The following is a 22,803-nucleotide window of genomic DNA, read 5'->3' on the forward strand; positions in this document are numbered from 1 at the left end:
CTCAGGCATCCCTTCCGAACAGGCCGGCTGGCCGGACCAGAAGCACGATCGCCATGATGACGAAGACCACCAGATTGGAGGCTTCGGGATAGAAAACCTTGGTCAAGCCTTCGGCGAGGCCAAGCATGTAACCGGTGACGATCGCCCCGAGGATCGATCCCATGCCGCCGACCACGACAACGGCGAAAACGACGATGATGAGGTCAGATCCCATCAGCGGGCTCACCTGATAGATCGGCGCGGCGAGAACCCCCGCAAGCCCGGCAAGAGCGGCGCCGAGGCCGTAGGTAAGGGTCAGCAGCAACGGCACGTTGACGCCGAAAGCCTGCACCAGGCCGGGGTTCTCCGTTGCCGCGCGCAGATAGGAGCCCAGCCTGGTCTTCTCGATCAGCGCCCAAGTGCCGAAACAGACGATCATCGAGGCTACCACCACCCAGCCGCGATAATTGGGCAGGAACATGAAGCCGAGATTGGTGCCGCCGGACAGCAGCGGCGGCACGGAATAAGGACTTCCCGATACGCCATAGTAGTAACGGAATACCCCTTCGAGCACGAGCGCGAGGCCAAAGGTGAAAAGCAGCCCGTAGAGCGGGTCGATGTCGTAAAGCCTCGACAGCGCCAGGCGCTCGACCACGATGCCGAAGCCGCCGACGATCAGCGGCGACAGGATCAAAGCCGGCCAGTAGCCGATACCGAACCGGGTGAGAAGCAGGTAGCCGATGAAGGCGCCGAGCATATAGAGCGCGCCGTGAGCGAAATTGATGACGCGCAACAGGCCGAATATGACAGCAAGGCCCAGGCTCAGCATTGCGTAGAACGAGCCGTTGATGAGGCCGACCAGCAATTGGCCGAGGAATGCCTGAACGGGTATTCCGAAGATCATCGTCATGGCGCCATCATACACCCAGCACTTCATGCAGCAGCGTCATGCGATCCGGCAGTTCGCCGACCGGAAAGGCCGCCACGACCTTGCCGTGCTCCATCAGGTAGAAACGGTCGGTGACGCGGCTGGCAAAGCGGAAATTCTGCTCGACCAGCAGGATCGTCATACCGCGCTTTTTCATCGTCGCCAGCAGATCGCCGATGCGCTGCACGATGACCGGAGCCAGGCCCTCGGTCGGCTCATCGAGAAGCAGCATTTTCACGCCGGTTCTGAGCATGCGCGCAATCGCCAGCATCTGCTGCTCGCCGCCCGAGAGCCTGGTGCCGGGGCTGTTACGGCGCTCCTTCAGATTGGGGAAAAGATCGAATATTTCCTCCACGCTCATGCCGCCTTCGGCGACGATCGGGGGCAGCACCAGATTCTCGTCCACGGTCAGCGTCGCGAAGATGCCGCGTTCCTCCGGCACCAGGCCGATGCCTTGCTGCGCAGTCCGGTGCAATGGCAGGCGCATCAGATCCTTGCCGTCGAAAAAAATCTGGCCGGTCCGCTGGCGGATTAGCCCGATGATGGCGCGCAATGTCGTGGTCTTGCCGACGCCGTTGCGGCCCAGCAACGTCACAGTTTCACCTGGAAAGACCTCCAGATCGACGCCGTGCAGCGCATGGCTCTCGCCATACCAGGCGTTGAGGTCGCGGACTGCAAGAAGCGGCGCGGCGTCAGTCATCGGCGGTGCCCATATAGGCGACCCTCACCCGCTCGTCGCGGCTGACCGTGGGGTAGTCGCCGGCGGCAAGGATTTCGCCGCGCTGCATGACGGTTATCCAGTCGCAAAGATCGGCCACCACTGTCAGATTGTGCTCGACCATCAGCACGGCGCGATCCCTGGCAACCGAGCGGATGATGTCGGAAACCGTACGCACGTCCTCATGCCCCATGCCGGCCATCGGCTCGTCGAGCAGCAGCACTTTCGGCTCGAGCGCCAGCGTCGTGGCGATCTCGAGCACACGTTTCCTGCCATAGGAGAGATCGGCGGCGGGCCTGTTCTTGGCATCGTCGAGACCGACAGACCGCAAAAGCTCCTCGGCGCGCGGCGTCAATCTATCGAGCGCCGATAGCGAGCGCCAGAACTGAACGCTGAGCCCGCCCGGTCGCTGCAATGCAACGCGCACATTGTCGAGCACGCTGAGATGCGGAAACACTGCCGATATCTGGAACGAGCGCACCAGGCCCATCCGCGCGACTTTGGCCGGCGAGGTGCGGGTGATGTCGTGGCCGAGCAGTTCGATCCTGCCGCTGGTCGGCGGCAGGAACTTGGTGAGCAGGTTGAACACGGTGGTCTTGCCGGCGCCGTTGGGTCCGATCAGCGCGTGGATATTGCCGTGGTAGACGTCGAGATCGACATTCCTGACAGCAACGAAGCCGGCGAAGTCGCGCCGCAAACCGCGGGCGGAAAGCACTACCTGCGGCCGATCCGGTTCAGGCGGCGCCATCGGTCCGCCAATCACTCGCCGGCCGTGGGACAGCCGCTCTCTTTGGCGCTCAGGAACGCCTCGTTACCGGGGATCGTGGCGAGGGGTTTGTAATAGTCCCACTCCTTGGTGCTCTCACTCGGCGACTTGACCTGATAAAGATACATGTCGTGAACCATGTTGCCGTCGGGCTGCACTTTGCCGTTCGCCGTAAAGACGTCGTTCACCGGCATCGAATGCAATTCCTTGGCGACCGCCTCGGTTCCATCGGTGCCGGCTTTGTCGATCGCCTTCAAATACTGTGTCACGGCTGAATAGGTGGCGGCCTGGATCATATTCGGCATGCGGTTGGTGCGCTTGAAGAACCGCTGGGCGAACTCGCGGCTCTTGTCGTCGCGATCCCAGTAGAAGCCTTCGGTCAGCACCACGCCTTGCGCCGCCTCGAGACCGAGCCCATGCACCTCGGCCAGCGTGAAGAGAAGCGCTGCAAGGCGCTGACCGCCCTGCACGATACCGAATTCGGCCGCTTGCTTGATCGAGTTGGAGGTGTCGAGGCCGGCATTCGCCAGGCCGATGACCTTGGCGCCCGACGATTGCGCCTGCAGCAGGAAGGATGAATAGTCGGTCGAGCCGAGCGGGTAACGCACCTCGCCAACCACCTTCCCGCCATGGCTCTCGACGAACTTTGCGGTCTGCTCCTTGAGCGAATATCCGAATGCATAATCGACGGTGACGAAGAACCAGCTGTCGCCGCCTTGCTGGACGAGAGCGCCACCGGTCCCCACTGCCTGCGAATGCGTGTCGTAGGCCCAGTGGAAGCCATAGGGCGAGCACTGTTTACCAGTTAGCTCGGTGGTCGCGGCGCCGGTGACGATATCAATTTTCTTCTTTTCCTTGGAAATCCCCTGGACGGCGAGTGCCACCGAGGAGGTGGTGAGTTCCATGATGGAATCGACCTGTTCGGTGTCATACCACTGCCGCGCAATGTTGGAGGCGATGTCCGGCTTGTTCTGGTGGTCGGCGCTGACGATCTCGACCGGCGCACCTTGCACCTTGCCGCCGAAATCCTCGACCGCCATCTTGGCGGCCTCGACCGACCACTTGCCGCCGAAATCGGCATAGACGCCCGACTGGTCGTTGAGAATGCCGATCTTGACCTTGCCATCGGAAATCTCGGCGGCTGCAGCAGGCATCGCAGTCGCTGCAAGAAGCGCGGCCGAGACCAGGTACGATAGCTTCATTGGTGACTTCCTCCCTTATGGTCGACAACCGAGCAACATGTCGGCGGCTGCCTGCTGCGGCACGAAGAGCGGCCTCCCATATTCCATCCTCTCCAGCGCAAAATCACGCAGCGCTGTACGGCCACCGTCCTTCAAATCGTAACATCGCTCGGCAACGCGAGAACAGTTACTTTAGTATTAGGCATCCGCGATACCCGGCCGCCGAAGCGCAACATAGCGCCGGATCGTGCGGCGTCCAGATCGGCCTTTATTCTCGCCGAAGCAACAATTACGGCTGACGGTCCGGATATCGTTGAACGAGAATTCCCCTCGTCAACCGTCGGCTGGATGATGGCAGGCGACCAGGCGGCCCTCGCCGATGCTTTGGAGAAGCGGGCGCTCGCTGCGGCAGATCGGGGTGGCAGCTGGGCAACGGGTGTGGAACCGGCACCCCGAGGGGTGGGTTCATCGGGCTGGGCAGGTCACCCTTGAGCACCAGCCGGCCACGCCGCGCCCGGTCGATGCCGGGTATCGGCACGGCGGAACGCAGCACCGCGGTGTAATGGTCTCCCGGACATTCGCGGCAATCGAGGAAGATCCGACCGTCTATCACACCATAAATGGTCCCAATGAGTTCCACGTCATCGGCACGATGCGGGACTGGACCATCGTCGACCGCCTGCATCGGATCGAGGCGCCGACCTGGTTTTCCGCGGCTTCTACAACGAAGCGACCGAGGCCTGCGTCCAGCCCTTTCTGGATCTTATCCCCTACGTCGAAGGCCTGGTCTTCCCGAATTCCAGCCACATGCCGCATGTCGAGGAAAAGCACGACGGCCTCGCCGCCGTCGGGCGCTTCCTGGCCAAATACGATTGACGTTGCAGCACCAGGCCTTCTGCTCCAACGGATCGTCGACACGGCGCAGTGGTCATGAAGGCCGGCATGGCCGGAATCAGCCTGCCTTCACCTGTACTGGCTTCCCGTCGCTGAAAAATCTGACGGATACGGAGTGGGAGGGACCCCCGGCGCCGGTGGGTATGGAAACCATCGCCTCCAAGTTTCGCAAAACACGTTGCAACCGAATTGATTAGCCGTCGTTAAAGTGCGGGTGATCTAGCGGGGCATGGGGAGCTTTCATGCAGACGTATCTCGTCGAGCGTATGGACGGCGACGATGTTATATCGGTGCGCGTTGTCAACGCGCCGAGTCCGTTCAGAGCCGCAGCTATGATGACGGGCGGGCGTATTACCTTCCGAACGTGGGAAAAGGATTGGATTCGTGTGACCGACGAAAATCGGGGACAGATCTATGCATATTGTTTCGTCTCCGGCAGCTATTCCGACACCGAAGCATCGCCTGTATCGCCCGGGAGAACCACAGAATAGGCAATATGCCTGCGTAGCGGCAATTCCGTCTTCAACCCGCCTTGGTCTTCGATCCCGCCTTGGCATGTGTCCAACAGGTGTTGCCAACTTGGCACAAACGCCAGTGCTCGCCGTGTCATGCGCACCACGGCAGCCAGCGAGCTCGGCATGATTGGCTCGGCCCGCGGCTTGCGAAACAGGCGAAGGGCATCATCAGAATGATCGATGAAAAGATCGGGGCGGGGGGCGATAAGTGACCCTAATCTTAGCGTAGGCAACTCATGTCTTCGGCATATTTGGGATCAGAAGTCGCGGATCAGGATCTAGCGGTGGATTGTCAGACAACGACCTCCGATAATTGGTCAAGTGTCCCACAATACCCACTGGATCAGGGTGGTCCCGTACTGCGCCCATTTCAAAGATTGGGCGCCGATTTTGCCAACATTGCGGCCTTCGAGCACCTGAGAAATATCGTCCGCCAGTACCCCGACAAGCTTGCAATCAGCGACGGCGCCAATCGTCTGACCTATTCCCAGCTTCTCCGGTCAGTCGAGACGCTGTCCTACCAGATCGCGGCGGCCGTCCCAGATGGACAGGCGATAGGGATTCTTCAGGCCAACTCAGCCTGGTATCCCATCGCCATGCTGGCCAGCATGGCGGCTGGGCGCCCTTCGGTGCCGCTCAACGCACGAGATCCTGGCTCGCGGATTCTTGAAATCGTGGCCGGGGCGCGACTCTCAGCTATTCTGGGCGAGGGCAATGTCCGACCCGAACGTTTGCCTCACCGGGTCAGTTGGATCGATGTGTCGACCAGTGCGGCCTCGCAGGGTGGGCAAGTGCCTCAGTCTTATTCCGCCTCGGTCGATGCGCCCGCCATCGTGCTTTATACATCAGGAAGCACGGGCCGGCCCAAAGGCATCGTTAACAGCCAGCGCAGCTTGCTGTGCCGGGTCCAGCAATATGTCGATGCATGCCACATCAACTCGGATGATGTTTTCCTGCCATTGACCGGACCCGCCACAATCGCCGGGTGCCGGGAGATTCTTGCGGCTCTTCTCACCGGCGCCACCTTGCATCTGGTCGAAGTCGAAGCGGTCGGCTTGCGCGCCGTGCAACGTCTGGTGCGATCCGCGGGCGTGACAATCACCTATCTGGTGCCGGCACTGCTTCGCGCGCTTATGGCAGACGGACCTGCGGAAGCATTTCATTCACTCAGAGTCGCCCGGATCGGTGGCGAGAAGGTGCCGTGGAGCGACATCGCCCTGCTGCGCAAGGCCGTCTCCGATACGTGCCTCATCCAGATCGGTTACTCGTCAACCGAGACCACGGGCTCGCAATGGTTCCTGCCGCGAGACTGGCCGGAGCATGGAGATTCGGTTCCAGTTGGCTGGCTACTGCCTGGCATCACCTTTGCAATTGTCGACAAAACGGGCCGCCGCGTTCAACCAGGCCGCAGCGGAGAGCTTCTGATCAGGAGCCCCTATGTCTTGCTTGGCCATTGGGAGGACGGGGCTGTTGTGCCGACAACATCAGACCCGGACGATCCAAGCCTTCGGATTTTCGCGACGGGTGACCTCGTTAGACTTGATGACCAAGGCCTACTGCACATCGTCGGTCGCAAGGGGCGCCAGGTAAAGATCAATGGTCGACGCGTCGAGCCAGCCGAGCTCGAACGGGTGCTGCGTTGCGCACCCTCTGTTGCGGATGCTGTGGCAATCGTGGCTGCGGCGAATGAGCTTGTCGCCTTTGTTGTTCCTCGGCGCTCGGCCGAAGCGGCCTTTTCAGACGAGCTTCGCCAGCTTGTCAGGTCCAATCTGCCGCCGCCGCTGCGTCCCCTGCGGTTGCACACGATCGCCGAGATGCCGCGTCTGCCGAGCGGCAAAGTCGACATCACGACACTTGCAGACATGGATCTTTCAGCCAGAGAGACGGCAGCGATCGAGCGTCCGCTCGAGCCGCGAGGCAAGCTGACGGCGCAGCAGGTCGTCCAGCGGGCATGGACCAGCATTCTTAATACGCGGGTGGCGGCAGGGCGCTGGGACGACGCCGGAGGAGATTCACTGAAGCTGCTGCACTGCGTCATGGAAATCGAAAGCGCTATCGGGCAGGAACTCGGTCTTGAGGCCTTCACCGTCGGGATGAGCCTGGACGAAATGGTCAAGGCGGTCGTATCTGCACAGGCAGGCGACCAAAGCGCGCGCGCCGAGAAGCACGATCCTCCCATTCTTTTTCTGTTCCCGGGGTCGGTCGGCTATGGCCCGAGCCTTGCTGCCTTTGCAGCAGCGATGGGCAAGGTCACCCGCGTTGCCCCGATCAGGTATCCGGCCCTGGCTCTGATACTGCGCGGGCAAAACAGCCTCGCCGACATGGCCGATGCCGCCGTCGAGCAGATCCGCCGCACTCAACCTTCGGGTAACATACGACTTCTTGGCCATTCGCTCGGCGGCGCTGTTGCTTTCGAAGTGGCGGCGCGGCTGCTGGCCGCGGGGCGAACCATAAAGTTTGTCGGCATACTCGACACCAGCCTCGTCGGCGAGCGAAGCGCCTACTTGGAGACGTTTACGCGCACATTTAATCGAATCCGGACCAACCGCGTATCCGCTTACCGGATGGCTTGCCGCGCCCTCGCGAAAGTCGCCGTGAAAATGGGGCGAGAGGCGCAACTGGTCCGGTTTCTCGATCGCTACGCTCAGGGACAATTCAATGCGACGAGCTTTAGAACCAAACTGGAACTGCAGGAGGTTTTGCGGGCACGGGCCTTCTTCCAATGGCTGACAGAGCCGAAGCCGGCGCTGCCGATCACCGGCACCCTGTTTCGCTGTGCTCGACCCGGAATGACTCTGGCCATCGGCTGGGATCGCGTTTTCGCCCATCTGGACGTGATTCCGATCGTCGGCACCCATATCGACCTGGTCATAGAGCCTCACCTCGCCACCAACCGTCCCCTTATCGAGAAAGCGGTGGCGCAAACCTATTCGCCAACCGAGTCTCGCAAACTGGAGTACAAGCCATCGACCTGATCTCAACATTCGGCAAGGACGCGCTGGTGCTCGAGGCTGGCGCGGAAGTCGATCGTATCGTCCAGATCTTGCGCCAGCAGGTCTTTGGCACGCTGCGACGTCGAGGGGTGGTTGTCGGCCTCTCAGGCGGCATCGACAGCTCAGTCGTCGCGGCGTTGTGTGCTCGCGCCTTTGGAAAAGACAAGGTCCTCGGGATATTCATGCCGGAGCGCCATTCCTCCGGCGACTCGCTAAGGCTCGGCCGCACCGTCGCCGCGCAGCTTGCTATCGATACGGTCCTGGAGGATATAACGCCGGCCCTGGAAGCGATCGGCGCCTATAGACGGCAGATCGAAGCAATCAAGACTGTCGTTCCCGAATATGGGGACGGCTGGAAATGCAAGCTGGTGCTCGCCTCGGTTCTCGAGAGCAACGGTCTCAACATCACGCGCCTCACGGTTCAGGACCCCGAGGGCAGGACCGACACGGTGCGTCTGCCGTCGGCAGCCTATCTGCAGATCGTCGCGGCAACCAATTACAAGCAGCGCCTGCGGAAGATGACCGAATACTACCATGCCGACCGCCTCAACTACGCGGTAGCGGGCACGCCGAACCGCCTGGAGTACGACCAGGGCTTCTTCGTCAAGCAAGGCGACGGAATTGCCGACCTGATGCCAATCGTCCACCTCTACAAGACCCAGGTCTATCAATTGGCCGAATATCTTGGGGTGGAGGAAGAGGTCCGGCGAAGACCGCCCACCACGGACACCTTTTCGATGCCGCAGAGTCAGGAGGAGTTCTACTTCGCGCTGCCTTATTATTTGATGGATCTGTGCCTCTACGGCTTGAACCACGGGATAGCCAGCGAAGAGGTCGCTGAGGCAACCGGCCTCACCGAGGCGCAGGTCCAGAAGGTTTTCAAGGATATCGATAGCAAGCGGCGCGCCGCACGTTATCTTCACGCGCGGCCGTTGGTGTCCTCTTCAATGGGCGAGGGCTAGGCGATGTGCGGCATCGCCGGAATTGTGTCGCTGAGCGGCGCCGCGGCTCCCCCTTCCCGGGATGCGCTGATGCGCATGGTGGGCGCGCTGGCGCATCGCGGCCCGGACGAGCGTGGCCTCTACCGGGACAGACGTGCGGGATTGGCACATGCCCGCCTGTCCGTCATCGATCTCGCGAGCGGCCAGCAGCCACTCGCCGGCGCGGGCGACACGATGTGGATCGTCTTCAACGGCGAAATCTTCAATTACGTCGAGCTGCGACAAGACCTGGCCGCGCTCGGTTATCGCTTCCGCACACGCAGCGACACCGAGGTCATCGTCCATGCCTATCATGCCTGGGGCGAGGCCGCCTTCGAGCGAATGAATGGGCAGTGGGCAGTCGCCATCTGGGACTCCGTGGCAGGTCGTCTCGTCCTGTCTCGGGATCGGTTCGGCATCTGCCCGCTGCACTTTTGCGAGCATGGCGGACGGCTTTACTTCGCCAGCGAGGTGAAGGCCATTTTCGCGGCCGATGCGGACATACCCCGCGCGTTCGATCCAGCCGGCATCGATCAGACTTTTACTCTTTGGACTGTCGCGCCGCCACAAGGCGTGTTTGGAGGAGTAAGCGAACTCACGCCTGGGCATGTCCGCATTTATGACCGCGGCGTCGTTCGCGAGCGGGCTTTTTGGAAGCCTGCCTATCCAGAGGTTGACGGGCCTGGCGATGATGAATTCAGCGGCTCGCTTGATGACGCGGTGGAGGAAGTGCGCAGCGCCCTGGAGGCCGCGACGGCGCTCAGGATAGTACGCGCCGACGTGCCGGTTGGCTGCTATTTGTCCGGCGGGCTCGACAGCTCACTGGTCGCCACGCTGGGGAGACGCTTCGCGGGCGAGCGCTTCCAGACTTTCTCGCTGCGTTTTGCCGACGCCGAATATGATGAGACGCATTTCCAGCGCCTGGTTGCCGGCGTGGCCGGCAGCGACCATCATGAGGTGGTTGTTTCGCGCAGCGATATCGCTGGCATCTTCCCTGAGGTGATCTACCATGCCGAGCGGCCAATCCTAAGAACCGCGCCGGCGCCGCTGTTCCTGCTCTCGAGACTGGTGCGCCAGCATGGCATCAAGGTCGTGCTGACCGGCGAAGGGGCCGACGAAATGTTCGCCGGCTACGATTTGTTCCGCGAAGGCAAGGTCCGCCGCTTCTGGGGACGCCAGCCCGCCTCGAAGCGACGCTCCCGTTTGCTGGAGCGCCTCTATCCTTATCTCAGCCGCTCGCCGGTACAGCAGCAAGCGATGGCACGCCAGTTCTTCGGGCGCGACATCCACGCCTGTGACGCGCCTGGTTTTGCGCATGGCACGCGCTGGCGTACCACAAGCGCCATCAAGCGGCTGTTTTCGGCAGACATGCGCGCCCAAACGGAGCGCCATAACGCCGTGTCCGAGCTGCTTGCCCGCCTGCCGTCGGAGTTTTCGCGATGGGGCTCTCTTGCGCAGGACCAGTATATCGAGATCCAGACGCTGATGTCGGGCTACCTGCTGTCCTCACAAGGGGACAGGATGCTCATGGCTCATTCCGTCGAGGGGCGCTTCCCGTTCCTCGACCATGAACTCGTGAGGCTCGCGAATTCGCTTCCGGCCGCCTACAAGCTGCGTGTGCTCGACGAAAAGCATGTGCTGAAACGTGTGGCGCAACCGATCGTGCCGTCGGAAATCGTCACCCGCAAGAAACAGCCTTACCGGGCCCCCAACGCGCTTTGCTTCGTCGCAGATGGCGCTCCGGCCTACATTCGCGAAGCACTTTCGGAGGCGGCGCTGCGCGAAGCGAACGTCTTCGATCCCAAATCGGTTACCCGGCTCCTGAGCAAGTGCCAAGCCAGCGCCGGCGGCGGCGACCTGTCCAACTCCGACAATATGGCGCTGGTCGGAGTGCTGTCGACACAGCTTCTCCATCGGCAATTTATCGCGAGCCGTCCAAGTGGGGCTCGCACGCTCAAGCTCAGCATCGATATCGACCGCGAGCATCGTGAAGAGGTGCTCGCATGATGCATGGCGCCGTACCCCTCCTGCACGACTATCTCACCAACTCTGCCAGCCGGTTCGGCGCCAAGGTGGCCCTGGTGTGCGGCAATCAACGTGTCACCTATGGCGATCTCGACATGCGCTCGAACGCCGTAGCGCACCATTTGACCGAGGCTGGAATTGCGCGTGGCGATCGAGTGGTGATCTTCGCCGACAACACTGTCGAGGCCGTCGTCGCTTTCTGGGCGGTGCTCAAGGCCAACGCCGTGGTGTGCATCGTCAATCCGCTCACCAAAAGTGACAAGCTCGATTATTTGCTCAACGACTGCCGCCCGACCGCACTGATCACCGACAAACACCTGCACTCGATTTTCAGGGACCCGGCGCGGAATTGCCCATCGTTGCGCCGCATGATCGTCTCCGGGCCGATCGAACGCAACGACTTGCAAGAACTGCCGCATGCTGTGCGCTGGGATACTGCGGTCGCGGCAGCCCGCAGCACGCCGCCCGCGCGCCGCTGCATCGACATCGATCTCGCTGCGATCATTTATACGTCCGGCTCGACGGGCGAGCCCAAGGGCGTGATGCTGACGCATCGAAACATGATCGCCGCATGCGCCTCGATTTCCTCATACCTGGCGCTTGCCGAAGACGAGGTGATCCTCAATGTCCTGCCGCTCGCCTTCGACTACGGTCTTTACCAGATGATCATGGCGTTCGGCGCGGGCGCCCGGCTGGTGCTTGAGCGTTCGTTCGCCTTCCCGGCGCAGATCCTTGGGCTGATCAAGCAAGAAAGGGTGACGGGCTTTCCCGGCGTACCGACCATCTTTGCCGCACTCGGGGAGCTCAAGTCTCTGAGGGATCAGGATTTTTCGAGCATTCGCTATGTCACCAACACTGCGGCCGCCCTGCCGCTCAAGCACATTCTCCTGCTGCAGGAGCTGTTTTCTGGCGCCCGTATCTATTCGATGTACGGCCTTACCGAATGCAAGCGCTGCACCTACCTGCCGCCGGACGATCTTGAGCGAAAGCCGTTGAGCGTCGGGATCGCCATCCCCAACACGGAAATGTGGATTGTCGACGAGCATGACAGGCGGGTCGGACCCGGCGTCGTTGGTCAGCTCGTCATCCGCGGAGCGACGGTGATGAAGGGCTATTGGGGCAAGCCGGAGGCGACAGCCAGAAAGCTCAAACCCGGACCGCTGCCGGGTGAGCAGGTCCTGTACACCGGCGACTACTGCCGGATGGACGCCGAGGGCTATCTCTACTTTGTCGGTCGCGGCGACGAGATCATAAAATCGCGCGGAGAGAAGATAGCGCCGAAGGAGGTGGAAAACGCGTTGATGAACATTGCCGGCGTACGGGAAGCCGCGGTCATCGGCGTTCCGGACGAGCTGCTCGGGCAAGCAGTGAAGGCGTTTGTCGTGATGGAGAAGGGAAGCATGCTCGGCGAAAAGCAGTTGCAGAAAGAGTGCCAGAGACGGCTGGAAAACTTCATGGTTCCGAAGTCCATCGTCATCGTACCCAGTCTGCCGATGACCGACACGGGCAAACTCAAAAAAACGGCCCTGTCATGAGTCGGCACCAGAGCGAAGTTGATCAGCATTCATCTTTTGTACCGGAGGCGAAATCAATGTTATCTACCAAGGATAGAACCGATACCTTCAGTGAACAAATTCGCGCTTTCCTGGCCTCGAATTTCTATATAGCCGATCCGGACAGTCTGGAGAGCGACACCTCGCTTCTCGACCAGGGCATCGTGGACTCGACGGGGGTGCTCGAGGTTATCGGCTTCATCGAGGAGACCTTCGGCATCACGGTCGAAGACAGCGAGCTGCTGCCCGAGAACCTCGATTCCATCCAGGGAATTGCGCGATACGTTATGCGCAAGAGAAACTGATTGCCGAAAGCCCGCAGCTCTGTTTCAAATCCCCGGCTGTTTTAAGCCGCGACAGCGCGTCTGAAGCCTGCCGCGACTGTGGCGCTTATGCCTGCGCCTTTGTATGTGCCACAACCACCCGGCCCTCGCCGGCTGGATTGGTGACTGACCGGATACTCTCATAGACCTTGGAACGCTCGAGCAAACTCATGACCTGCCGGTCCTGGCCAAGGCCGACCTCGAAAAGCAGGATGCCTCCGCGCCGCAAATAACGCGGCGCCTCCTTGAGCACCCGCATGTGGATGCTCAGGCCGTAGGGGCCGGCTGCGAATGCTTCACGCGGCTCGAGTTCGACCAGATGCGAACGGTCGCCCTCGAGCCGTTTTTCCGAAATGTAGGGCGGGTTGCAAACGACCACATCGATCGTGCCGTCAAGCTCCAGGCCGGAGAAGGCGCTGAACAAGTCGCCCTGAAGCACCGTTACCCGCTCCTCCAAATCAAGATGGATGACGTTGCGGCGCGCGACCTGCACGCATCCGTCGGTAAGATCGCTTGCCCACACGCGCGCGGTGGGGGCGTGGTGCGCGATGGCGCACGCCAGATTGCCCGCCCCACAGCACATGTCGACAACGCGAGGTACCGGCAAGTTCAGTTGGCTCAGAACATCGAGAGCGGCGTTGGCGAGCAGTTCCGTTTCCGGTCGAGGAACAAGCGCACCGGGCGAGACGAGCAGCTGCAGTCCCATGAAGGTGCTGCGGCCCCTGCCATAGGCATCGGCGACATTGATCTCTTCGCTCACGACACTCGCCTCCCGTTTTATCCGGCGTTGGTGGCCGACAATGGCGCACCGATAAAGTGTATCTTAAAACCGCTTAACTCTCGATCGACAAAATCAAAACCCATCCCGCCTCAGACGCTTTGAAGCCCTGATGCTACAAAGATGACCATAAGCTTCTGCGCCGTGTCATGATTAGGAATATCTCCTTACTCGAGCCGGTTATCCCCAGGCTGGCGAGCCAGTTGCCGAATTCTCAGCCTAGCGTCACGATTTTGCTACATTTTAATCAAAGAAGGCACATATGTAAGCAATTCGTAATGTTCCAGCAGCGGGGCGGAGCTGCTGCTTCCCGGAAGGTTAAAGTTTGTCCCTCATCGAAAGAATCGACGAGATTGCGCGGCAATTTCGCGTCAACGAGCGCGCATCATGAAGTCGACCAAAGAGCGCTCGCTCGATCTACGCTCCGCAATGTTTGGCTGTGTGCACGGCCTCGTCGGCGTAGGCGTTTTCTCCGCATTGATAAATATCCTCGCCTTGACCGGCTCCGTCTACATGCTCCAGGTCTACGACCGCGTGCTGCCTTCGCAGAGCGTGCCGACTCTTATCGGATTTACCGTCGGGATGCTGGGACTTTACGCGGCCTATGGGCTCCTCGATTTCGTGAGGCTTCGCCTGTTGGTCCGCATCGGCAGCCGCCTGCATAAAAATCTGCAGCAAAAGGCGTTTGCAGCCTCGCTTTCCCTGCCCCTGGTCGCCGGGCCGGATGCGAACCGGATACACCCGCTTCGTGATCTGGACCAGCTACGTGGCTTTCTTTCCGGGCTGGGGCCGACGGTCTTATTCGATGCTCCCTGGATACCATTTTATATGGTGGTCATCTATCTGCTGCACCCCGCCCTTGGCGTGCTGGCAACGCTCGGTGCATGCGCCGTTGTTTTTTTGACGGTGGTTGCCGAGATCATCGGCCGCAAACCTGCGGCTCGTGCATCTGAAACACTCGTCGCGCAGCGGCTGCTGGCCGATTCCGGCCGCCGCAATGCAGAGGTCGTTCAGGCGATGGGCCTGTCTGCTCCGCTTAGCCGGCGCTGGAACGAGGTCAGTCATCTTTATCTGAAGAACCAGGAACGGCTTTCGGACGTCGTCGGCGCAGCGAGCTCACTGTCGAAGACGCTGCGAATGGCCTTGCAATCATGTGTGCTGGGGCTTGGTGCCTACCTTGTGATCGGGGGCGAGGCCTCGCCCGGCGTGATCATTGCATCGTCCATTTTGCTGGGCCGCTCACTAGCGCCGGTCGATGTGGCCATCGCAAACTGGAGAGGGTTTCTGGCAACCCGCAAGAGCTATTCCGAGCTGGCGGCAGCGCTGGATGCCTTTGCTAGCCAGCAAGAGACAATGGAACTGCCGCGCCCAAAGGCGGAGCTTGCGGTCGAAGATTTGACTGTCGCGCCACCAAGCCTGCAGAAGCCAACCATCTTCAATGTAAGCTTCCGCTTGGCAAGAGGCGCAGGGTTGGCGGTCGTCGGCCCGAGCGGCTCCGGCAAGACCACGCTCGTACGCGCTTTGGTCAGGGCGTGGAAGCCGCTTCGTGGCACGGTAAGATTGGACGGCGCCTCGCTCGATCAGTGGAACTCAGAACTGCTCGGCATTCATATTGGCTACCTGCCACAGGACGTTGAGCTGTTCGACGGGACGATCGCCGATAACATTTCGAGGTTCGGTGGCAAAAGCGACGCAAAAGGCGTGCTGGCAGCTGCCAAGGCTGCGGGCGTGGACAAGATGATCATGCGTCTTCCGCAGGGTTTTCAAACACGCATCGGAGAAGGCGGCGCGGCCCTTTCGGCTGGGCAGAGGCAGCTCGTCGGGCTTGCCAGGGCACTTTACGGCGATCCCTTCCTCGTCGTTCTTGACGAACCAAATTCCAATCTGGACGCAGACGGCGATGCTGCTTTGGCCGGCGCAATCCTGGCTGTGCGTCAGCGCGGCGGTATCGTGATCGTCGTTGCGCATCGCCCCTCCGCTCTCGTCAACATCGATCAGGTACTCGTCCTGTCGAACGGGATGCTCCATTCGTTCGGCTCGCGCGAAGACGTTCTGGCAAATGTGGTCCGGCCCTTCCCGCGTCCGGACAAGCCAAACATTGTCGTTCCGCTGCAGCACGGTGCAAGCGGGCATGCGTGAGGTATTGCTTAGTGTCTAACGTGACCATGTCGTCATATGCTGCGGTTGGCGGCGAAGGCCAGCCGACCGGGGCGAAGCCGGAGTCGGATGGCATTCGAGCCAATCTACCCTGGGGTAATCTGGTCCGGAGCCTGGCAACAAATTGTCGTTCCGCCGCGCAAAGGTGCGGCCGAGCATATGCGAGGTATCGCTCCACTGTTACCGTGTCGTCATACGTCGCCGCCGGCGGTGAGAGCCGTTCGTTGGAGACGAAGCCAGATCCGGATGGCATCCGGGCCAATCTGCTCCTGGGCCTGGCAACCAGCTTGCTGTTGGTCTTTGGCGGAGGGCTCTGGTTGGGATTGACCAAGATTGCCGGCGCGGTGATTGCGCCTGCGACTGTGGTGGTCGAAAGCAACATAAAAAAAGTGCAGCATCAAACCGGCGGCACCATCGGCGGAATCTTCGCGCAGGACGGCGATCATGTGAAGGCCGGCGACGTGTTGGTCAGGCTGGACAACACCTTGACCCGAGCAAACCTGCAGATAATCACCGAGGACCTCAATCGCGCCACCATTCGTCTGGCCCGACTGGAGGCCGAGCGCCAGGGTCTGCCGGAAATGCAGATCCCGCCCGACCTTCGCGCTCAAATGGGTGATCCGCAAGTGGCGGCACTTGTCAGTGGCGAGCGTGCCTTGTTTGAAAGCCGTGCTGCGGCGCTGGCTGGCCAGAAAGCCCAATTGCAAAGCCGCTCGAAGCAGCTGGAACGTCAGATCGATGGCCTCAAATCGCAGCAGTCTGCGACGGACGAGTCTCTGGATCTGCTGACCAAGAACCTTGCAGATGTCGAATCTCTCTATGCAAAGAAGTTGGTGTCCAAGGAGAGGTTGAGCAATGTCAGCCTGGAGAAGACCCGGACTCGCGGCGAATCGGGACGCCTTGTCGCGGCGATAGCGGAGGTACAGGCTCACATCAGTGAAACGGACCTGCAGGTGCTTCAGCTCGACGAACAAATGCGGAGCGACGTGACCAACGAACTTCGCGAAACGGAAGCCAAGCAGACCGAACTCAGTGAGCGCAAGGTGGTGGCCGAAGACGAACTCGGCAGGACAGACATTCGTGCCCCGCAGTCGGGCACGGTACAAGAATCCTCGGTCCACACCGTCGGAGGCGTAATTGGCGCCGGAGAGGTGCTCATGATGATTGTGCCCGATTCCGACAACCTTGTCGTCGACGCTTCCATTCCTCCGTCGCGTATCGATGAGATTCATCCCGGACAGCAGGTATCGATCCGCTTTCCGGCGTTCGACGCCGGCACCACACCTGCTTGCGAAGGCTCGGTCAAGCGCGTCTCAGCGGATCTGATCAAGGATCAGCAACGCCAGCTTTCCTATTTTTCGGCTCGCATCGACGTCGAGAATGAAGCGACCTGCCTGACTGGAGAGAAAATACTCAAACCCGGCATGCCCGCCGAAGTCCACATAAGAACCGACGAGCGCAGTGTCTGGTCCTACTTGATGAAGCCTCTTACCGACCAGTTCTCCAGGGCCTTCAGGCAGTAAGGAGGCTGCCACACTCTCAACCGGCAGCCCGGCCGATTCATCGGGTCGCCGCGTTTTCGAGAGCGCTGCTGAACCTGACCTCGATCGTGTCTCCCGGCATGACCTCGGTGTCTTCTTGGACAAGCTGTTTCCGCCATTCTTCGCCGAGCTTGCGAATGATCGTTACCTCGGCCTGGATCCTTTCGCCGGCAACCGGCAACGGCAGGGCGGCCGCTCCCGTGGGCTGCAACTTCTGGCTGGCGGCGCGAAGTCTTGCGCTGACGTCGGCAAGGCGCACGTTGGTATCCTTCAGCTCGGTCAGCAGACCGATCCTTCTTTGGTTGTCATTGCGTTCGCGCTGTCTGGCAAAATCGTCCTGCTGACGTCGTGCTCTCATAAGTTCAACCGAGGTTTCGAGTGCCCGGCTGGAAGAGAGCACCAAAGCGCGCCGGACGTCGGCGAGCCGGGTATTGGTTAGATTTCCCGACTCAAACGCTTTCCTTACGCGCGCCAGTTCGTCTTCGTCCGCCTTCACCCCATCCGCTTCGGCCCGCTCGCGCTCGAGCAAGGTCTCGGTTTGCGCTGCAGCATCCTTGCCACTTTTGTCGAGAAAGCTCTGCTCTTTCTGGAAATTGTCCAACGAGAGCTTCAGCCCTTCTGCTTCGGCCTGCGCGATCGCCGACGCAAAACCTGCCGACAACGGCGACCCTTGTGGTGGCTGCATGTCGAAAGTCGACTTACCCTGAAGTTCGGCGCGCAGACGGGCGCTGTGAAAATAGTCTCTCGTGTATTCCCCCCAAAGCGACTCATAATCGCGCCGCAGATCCACCGGATCGGGGCCAACCTGGTTTGCCCGGGACCGCAAAAGGCTGAAGCCACCTGACACCGCAATCGCCTGCCGCACGGTCATCAGCGGGCGATAGGCCTGCTGTCCGGGAGTGAGCACGTCGCCAGTCACATAGATCGGCCTGTACTCTGCAACCACGGCGGTCACGTCTGTCGGCTTGATGACGATCATTTGCTCCCGCCCGTCAGGCAGCCGCTGGTGGAATATCTTGGTTGGCAAGATCGTCTGCATGCGTGTCTGCAGTTCGGCCGGAGTCAGGCCGCCAACCGAAACCATCCCGACTTCGGGAAGCGCGATCGTGCCGTCCATCTGGACCACCGCACGTTGCGTTCGCTCAGAGATGGAGGCAATTCCTATCTCGACGGTATCGCCGGCGGAAAGTCGATAAGCAACCCGTGCTTCCGCCGCAGCGGCCGTTTCCATCGCGGCTAGCATGCCGAGCACGACAAGAAGGATTCGATTAACGAGGACCATTGGCGGCAATCTCCTTCTGGTTCGACCGCGACTCTTCCGGCCAATCGAGACGGGTGATGAATTCGTAGACTGGCCCGCCAGGCACGCCCCAGTTGCTCGACCAGATCACCTGTGAGCCGTCGGGGGACGGCGAGGCATGGGTTTCGCTCCAATAGTCGGACGGGACGTTGTGGGTTTGCGTGACTCGTCGAACCTCACCGCTGCCGTCGAGGCGCAGCGCGATCACCTCTCGCGCATATGGCGCCCAGTCGCGATTGGCAGATATCTCATCGGGATTGCCGCCATAGCTCACGAACACCCAGCCGCTCCTGTCCAGTGCCCGCGCGGACGCATGCTCCGCTTCGCCAAATTTCATAAGCGAGGTGACCTTCCCGTCAATCAGTCTCCTTTTGATGACGTGATATTTGTCAGGGTCGGATTTGCTGATGCCCACGAAAACTTCGCTACCGTCATCATCGACCGTCATATCGCCATGGCCGGGCCGATGATGGTCCGTCCACCTCTGCCGCAACGTCCCGTCGACGGAGAAAATAGCTCGCTGTTCTGTGTCTTCGTTCACGTTCTGAAAGCACAGGATGTTCGCTCCCAGCGGGGAGATCGAGCAGGCGCTGACCGTTCCGGCAAGCTGGGCAAGATCGATGTCAGGAAATTTCCGGCGCTGCTTGAGATCATAGGCAAAGGCAACCATCGCACCATCCCCACGGATCGCGCGCACTGCTATGCGGTCGCCGTCGCGGCTAGGATTGCCTTTGGACGGACCGAACTGAAGATCATGGTAATTCGGCGACACGAACAGCACGTCTTCGCGATTGGTCCGTGGCGCCCAGGTCGAAATTTTCCGGTCCTGAACGCAAATCATCAGATCGGGATTTTGCGGATGCCATTCGCATTCAGCCGATCGAGCGCGACGGAAAAGCGGGACATAGGTGTGCCCGTCGAAAAAGCACATGCCATTGCAGCCGTTGGTGATGACGAGGAGGCTCTGGTCTGAATTCCATGCCTGGGAGCTGGAATAACGGTGGCTGCAAAATTTCTTCTCGCATACGACGCCATTGCCAAGAGCGCCAGGCTTGGTGATGCGCATGAAAACTGTCCCGAAGGCTGGATCCGTCGCGGGTTGGAGATAATCGGGCAGATCCATCATCACTGGCGCGACAAACTGTGTCGGCGCGCTGTCTTGCCGGCCGCTGGCCGTGGACAAATCCAACGACAAGGCAGCCGCAATCAACAGCGGAGCCAACCCACGCGGGCGAAAGGTCATGTCATGTAGCCCATTTCGTGTCGCACCCGGCCTTCGCTGAGGCGCCCTTGCCACCATCCGATGGTCCGCTCCAAGCCTTCGCGCAGGCTGGTCTGGGCGCGCCATCCAGTCTTGCTTTCGAGGAGCGAAGAATCGGCCAGCAAGGCACGCACCTCGGAATTCTGCGGCCGCAGCCGGCGCTCGTCGCGGTGAATTGGTTTCTTGCAGCCACTCAACTCGATCACCAGATCCAATATGTCCGAGATCGTCACAGCGCGCTGGCTTCCGGCGTTGTAGGCATGGCCAAATTCGAGCTCGGCCGAACCTGCGGTCAAAAACGCCGCCGCGGTGTCTTCCACGAAAGTAAGGTCGCGGATCGGGCTTGTGTCTCCCACCATGATCGCAGGGCATTTTTTATCGAGAGCCTGACGTATGATGGTCGGTACGATGGCCCGCTCACTTTGGCGTGGGCCGTACGTATTGAAGGGCCGCATGATAACCACGGGAATGTCGAACGATCTGGCGTAGGACTCCGCCATCATGTCCGCACCGATCTTGGATGCCGAATACGGTGACTGTCCCTGCAATGGGTGGGACTCGCTGATAGGCATTGTCAGCGCGGTGCCATAAACCTCGCTTGTCGAGGTGTGCACCACACGCTCTGTCTCCCATTGGCGCGCCGCTTCGAGGACGTTGACCGTGCCCAGGATGTTGGTTTCCACATAGGACTGGGCGGCGGCATACGAATACGGGATAGCGATCAGTGCGGCGAGATGAAACACGACCGCCTGGCCGCGCACGATCCGATTAACGAACGCGCTGTCGCGAACATCGCCGCGGATGAGGTTCAACTGGCTTCGTATAGTGTCCGGTAAATCGTCCAGCCAGCCGTGGCTGTCGAAGGAATTGTAGAGAGCCACCGCGGTGACGTCGGCACCGCTGCGGACGAGCGCCTCGGTGAGATGCGAACCGATGAACCCATCGGCACCCGTAACCAGAACTTTCCTGCCCTTGTATGCCATGACCCAAGCGTTCCCCCTATGACGTGAGGCACTGACTTTGCAAATCCACGAGAGCGCCGATGTCCCATCTGCTCTCAAGTTTCGATCGGCGGCGGCGAAACGACGCCAAGCACCGCCAGCAGGCCGCGCACCATCCAGACGACATCGGAGACGATCGTGCGTTGCGGATAATAGGAAAGGTCAAGCCTGGCTTTGGCCGGAAACAAGACCTCACGGTAGAACAGTAACGGGTCCACGGATCGCGGATAAAAATGCGCTTCATTCCGGAAGAGAACCTGGGCTGGACCAAGCAAGCCTGGCTTGTATTGTAAAATACCCTCGAAGCCCCCGCGAAAACAATCGGCGAAGACAAGGCTCTCCGGGCGCGGCCCGACGATTGCCATCTCGCCCCTGAAGACGTTCCAAAGCTGCGGCAGCTCGTCGAACTTGGTGACGGCGAGGAACCGTCCTACCGGCGTCATGCGGCTGTCATCGGCCATGGTCAGCGCCAAGCCACCGGGATCGCATTTTACGCTGAACTTGCGGAACTTGTACATGCGGAATGGGCGAGCACCGGCCCCGACGCGGGTCTGCGTAAAGAAGATGGGCCGACCGCCTTCCAGCAGCAGCGCCACGGCAATCAGCAACATCAGCGGAGCAAAGACGATCGCCGCGGCCGCAGCAATGACGAGATCAATTGCTCGTCTCACAGTCCCATGGGCGGCACTTGAGACGTTAGGCCGGTGAATGGCTACGTCCAGGGCATTCATGCGGCTGTTCCTGTCTGAGCGCAACCGCTAACCGCTGCGGCAAGAGCGACAACCACCGTTTCGACCAAAGGTGCCGTGACCTGCGGATGCAGCGGTACCGTCAGCTCGCGCTGCGCGAAATCTTCGGTGCGCGGCAAATGAGTATCGGGGATAAGCTCACGATAGAGCGTCATCTGGTGCACCGGCGGGTAGTGGATAGTGGTTTGTATCCCTTGCGCGCGCAGTGCGTCGATGACGTCTTGCCTGTCGGCGTAACGTGGCAAAAGGATAGGCATGATGTGGTAGGCCGACGTCCGCGGCTCGTGGAACGGGATGGTCACGGCCGGACAATGCTTGGCTATGAGACGGCGATACAGCATGACCAGGATACGCCTGATCTCATTCCACTCCTGCAAATTTTGCAGCTGGACGAGTCCGATCGCAGCCCGCAATTCATCCATGCGATAGTTGAATCCGAGCATGGTGACATCATACTGAGGGGTGCGGCTGTTCAGCCTTTGACGTGTCCCGGTGGTCATCCCATGTCCACGCGCCTGGCGGATTGTCTCGAGCAGACCGGCATCCCTGGCGATCACAGCCCCGCCTTCCGCCGTGGTCATGTTCTTGTTGCCGTAGAAGCTGAAGGCGGCCGCGGCACCAAATGTCCCCACCTCCTTCAAGCCCGGCGCATGCGCCGCGTCCTCGACGATATGCAGCCCCCGGGCACGGGCGAACCTCTGCCATTGTTCCCGATCGGCGAGGTAGCCGGCGAAATGGACGAGAATGATTGCCTTGGTGCGGGTCGTGCATTTCGCTTCGGCTTCCACGATCGACATCAGCGGCACGTCGGCTGACTCGATGTCCACGAAGACCGGTGTCGCACCGACATAGAGGACCGCATTTGCGGTCGCCACGAAAGTCAAGGATGGCACCAGCACCTCGTCGCCCGGTCCGATGCCAAGTGCGTGCAAAATGAGATGAAGCGCTGCCGTACAAGAACCGACCGCGACGCAATCCTCCGCACCATGGACGTCGGCAAAAGCTTGTTCGAAGGCTCGTACCTGCTCCCCCATTGTCAGCCAGCCGCTGTCGATGACCTTGGTCAAAGCAGTCTTTTCCGGCACACCCAGGATCGGGGCACTGACCAAGAGCATCACAACCTCCTAGACTGATAATTGTGGGAACCGAGCTCGTGACTTC

The 22,803-nt window shown here is 60.6% G+C and carries 20 protein-coding genes; 8 read left to right on the forward strand and 12 right to left on the reverse strand.

All coding sequences use genetic code 11. The annotated features are described in order from the left end of the window. Window position 1: 1 nt before the first annotated feature. From NKH78_RS25230 to NKH78_RS25255, 6 genes are all read right to left on the reverse strand, one after another. Entirely contained in the window at window positions 2-889 is an 888-nt protein-coding gene (locus NKH78_RS25230; protein ID WP_352507223.1) for a branched-chain amino acid ABC transporter permease, read from the reverse strand. 7 nt (window positions 890-896) lie between these two features. Further along, window positions 897-1,607 carry an ABC transporter ATP-binding protein gene (locus NKH78_RS25235; RefSeq protein WP_352507224.1) on the reverse strand — a complete coding sequence of 237 codons (711 nt, stop codon included), beginning with the start codon at window positions 1,605-1,607 and terminating at the stop codon, window positions 897-899. Next, complete coding sequence (locus tag NKH78_RS25240) at window positions 1,600-2,373, reverse strand: ABC transporter ATP-binding protein (RefSeq protein WP_352507225.1); 774 nt, start codon at window positions 2,371-2,373, stop codon at window positions 1,600-1,602. The genes NKH78_RS25235 and NKH78_RS25240 overlap by 8 nt, the downstream gene beginning before the upstream one ends. Window positions 2,374-2,384: 11 nt before the next feature. Beyond that, the gene (locus NKH78_RS25245) at window positions 2,385-3,593 is read right to left on the reverse strand and encodes an ABC transporter substrate-binding protein (RefSeq protein WP_352507226.1); all 1,209 of its coding nucleotides are present in this window, start codon (window positions 3,591-3,593) and stop codon (window positions 2,385-2,387) included. Window positions 3,594-3,905: 312 nt separating this feature from the next. Beyond that, window positions 3,906-3,986, reverse strand: a complete 81-nt coding sequence (locus tag NKH78_RS32690) for a hypothetical protein (protein ID WP_502895561.1) — start codon at window positions 3,984-3,986, stop codon at window positions 3,906-3,908. A 195-nt stretch (window positions 3,987-4,181) separates the two neighbouring features. After that, a complete protein-coding gene (locus NKH78_RS25255; RefSeq protein ID WP_352507227.1) occupies window positions 4,182-4,403 on the reverse strand; it encodes a hypothetical protein in 222 nt (73 codons plus the stop codon). A gap of 305 nt (window positions 4,404-4,708) precedes the next feature. Here NKH78_RS25255 and NKH78_RS25260 point away from each other — a divergent pair, with 305 nt between their 5' ends. The 6 genes from NKH78_RS25260 to NKH78_RS25285 all read left to right on the forward strand — a co-directional run bounded on the left by NKH78_RS25260 (window position 4,709) and on the right by NKH78_RS25285 (window position 12,837). Then, window positions 4,709-4,957: a hypothetical protein gene (locus NKH78_RS25260; protein WP_352507228.1), complete on the forward strand. Its 249-nt coding sequence runs from the start codon at window positions 4,709-4,711 to the stop codon at window positions 4,955-4,957. A gap of 260 nt (window positions 4,958-5,217) precedes the next feature. Further along, a complete protein-coding gene (locus tag NKH78_RS25265) occupies window positions 5,218-7,956 on the forward strand; it encodes an AMP-binding protein (protein WP_352689627.1) in 2,739 nt (912 codons plus the stop codon). Further along, entirely contained in the window at window positions 7,953-8,936 is a 984-nt protein-coding gene (gene nadE, locus NKH78_RS25270) for an NAD(+) synthase (RefSeq protein ID WP_352884555.1), read from the forward strand. The genes NKH78_RS25265 and nadE overlap by 4 nt, the downstream gene beginning before the upstream one ends. Window positions 8,937-8,939: 3 nt before the next feature. After that, on the forward strand, window positions 8,940-10,961 hold the full coding sequence (asnB, locus tag NKH78_RS25275; RefSeq protein WP_352737314.1) for an asparagine synthase (glutamine-hydrolyzing): 2,022 nt from the start codon (window positions 8,940-8,942) through the stop codon (window positions 10,959-10,961). Then, window positions 10,958-12,514 (forward strand): class I adenylate-forming enzyme family protein, encoded by a 1,557-nt coding sequence (locus NKH78_RS25280; protein ID WP_352737313.1) that lies wholly within the window; start codon window positions 10,958-10,960, stop codon window positions 12,512-12,514. Before asnB ends, NKH78_RS25280 begins: the two co-directional genes overlap by 4 nt. 56 nt (window positions 12,515-12,570) lie before the next feature. Then, a complete protein-coding gene (locus NKH78_RS25285) occupies window positions 12,571-12,837 on the forward strand; it encodes an acyl carrier protein (RefSeq protein WP_254819389.1) in 267 nt (88 codons plus the stop codon). An 85-nt stretch (window positions 12,838-12,922) separates the two neighbouring features. Here the strand turns inward: NKH78_RS25285 and NKH78_RS25290 are convergent, their stop codons facing one another. After that, window positions 12,923-13,615, reverse strand: a complete 693-nt coding sequence (locus NKH78_RS25290) for a N5-glutamine methyltransferase family protein (protein ID WP_352737312.1) — start codon at window positions 13,613-13,615, stop codon at window positions 12,923-12,925. A gap of 405 nt (window positions 13,616-14,020) precedes the next feature. On the opposite strand from NKH78_RS25290, the gene NKH78_RS25295 reads away from it, so the two are divergent. Further along, window positions 14,021-15,772 carry a type I secretion system permease/ATPase gene (locus NKH78_RS25295; RefSeq protein WP_352737311.1) on the forward strand — a complete coding sequence of 584 codons (1,752 nt, stop codon included), beginning with the start codon at window positions 14,021-14,023 and terminating at the stop codon, window positions 15,770-15,772. A gap of 242 nt (window positions 15,773-16,014) precedes the next feature. After that, complete coding sequence (locus NKH78_RS25300; RefSeq protein WP_352507233.1) at window positions 16,015-17,313, forward strand: HlyD family type I secretion periplasmic adaptor subunit; 1,299 nt, start codon at window positions 16,015-16,017, stop codon at window positions 17,311-17,313. Window positions 17,314-17,350: 37 nt separating this feature from the next. Here the strand turns inward: NKH78_RS25300 and NKH78_RS25305 are convergent, their stop codons facing one another. The 5 genes from NKH78_RS25305 to NKH78_RS25325 form a co-directional block, all read right to left on the reverse strand. Then, window positions 17,351-18,613 carry a polysaccharide biosynthesis/export family protein gene (locus NKH78_RS25305; RefSeq protein WP_352507234.1) on the reverse strand — a complete coding sequence of 421 codons (1,263 nt, stop codon included), beginning with the start codon at window positions 18,611-18,613 and terminating at the stop codon, window positions 17,351-17,353. Next, entirely contained in the window at window positions 18,600-19,874 is a 1,275-nt protein-coding gene (locus NKH78_RS25310) for a hypothetical protein (RefSeq protein WP_352507235.1), read from the reverse strand. The genes NKH78_RS25305 and NKH78_RS25310 overlap by 14 nt, the downstream gene beginning before the upstream one ends. Continuing rightward, window positions 19,871-20,875: an SDR family NAD(P)-dependent oxidoreductase gene (locus NKH78_RS25315; RefSeq protein ID WP_352480477.1), complete on the reverse strand. Its 1,005-nt coding sequence runs from the start codon at window positions 20,873-20,875 to the stop codon at window positions 19,871-19,873. Before NKH78_RS25315 ends, NKH78_RS25310 begins: the two co-directional genes overlap by 4 nt. Window positions 20,876-20,949: 74 nt before the next feature. Further along, window positions 20,950-21,624, reverse strand: coding sequence for a sugar transferase (locus tag NKH78_RS25320; RefSeq protein WP_352507236.1), 675 nt, complete (start codon window positions 21,622-21,624; stop codon window positions 20,950-20,952). Continuing rightward, complete coding sequence (locus tag NKH78_RS25325; protein ID WP_352480475.1) at window positions 21,621-22,757, reverse strand: DegT/DnrJ/EryC1/StrS family aminotransferase; 1,137 nt, start codon at window positions 22,755-22,757, stop codon at window positions 21,621-21,623. The genes NKH78_RS25320 and NKH78_RS25325 overlap by 4 nt, the downstream gene beginning before the upstream one ends. Between the last annotated feature and the right edge of the window lie 46 nt (window positions 22,758-22,803).

It is taken from the genome of Mesorhizobium sp. M0910, from assembly GCF_040319465.1.
Lineage (GTDB): Bacteria > Pseudomonadota > Alphaproteobacteria > Rhizobiales > Rhizobiaceae > Mesorhizobium.